General features: G+C 36.2%; 1 protein-coding gene. It reads left to right on the top strand.

What is annotated here, in order from left to right:
• Nucleotides 1-33 precede the first annotated feature (33 nt).
• The gene (locus CBX98_RS25280) at nt 34-579 is read left to right on the top strand and encodes a hypothetical protein (protein WP_109170534.1); all 546 of its coding nucleotides are present in this window, start codon (nt 34-36) and stop codon (nt 577-579) included.
• Nucleotides 580-712 lie beyond the last annotated feature (133 nt).

Below are 712 nucleotides of genomic sequence, written 5' to 3' on the forward strand. Positions count from 1 at the left end.
GGGCGTTAGCAGCTCTAATCAAAAGGAGAACTCATGAGAGTTATATTTGTAATTTTTATTGCAACACAACTTATTGGGTGTGCAAGTGATCAGGCATCTAGTAAAGTTGAACAATTTCCTACCAATGGTTCACAAATAGTAAAATACGGACATTGGTCAGTTATTAGTTCTGGAGAGCCAAATGAAACGATGTTTGGTATGGCGCAAGCTTTTTATTATATTGAACGTAAACCAACCATAATGATTGGGTGTGTGAAAGATCTAGAGCTGGTTTATTTAAGTTTTGGCGTTGAAGGGTATATTGGCGAGCAAAACGATAAAGTTAATGTTCGGTTTGGTATTAAAAGTAACGATAAAGACCTAATGCTAGAACGAAGTGGTGTCGTTAAGGTCACAAATGATTCAAGTTCACTAATAATAAACTCAACTGATAATTTATTAGTTGAGTCAATGAAACAAGGAAGCGTCCTTGTTTATAGAGTATCACCACTTGAACCATTAAATTATTCGAATGCCGTTGATTTAAAAGGGTTTAATCAGGCGTTTAATAAGGTTAACCGCTATTGTCGAAATATTTGACGCGAACACTGCTAACAAACAATTTAAGAGTGATTCAGCACGCTTGGCATTTTTGGTTTGAATCAAACTCAGTGATTACGGTGTCCAATTTGAGTTTGTGGTAACGTGCTTCACACCTTAATTGGGCGTTAGT

Origin of the sequence: Vibrio sp. T9, from assembly GCF_003123985.1 — a bacterium.
Lineage (GTDB): Bacteria > Pseudomonadota > Gammaproteobacteria > Enterobacterales > Vibrionaceae > Vibrio > Vibrio diabolicus.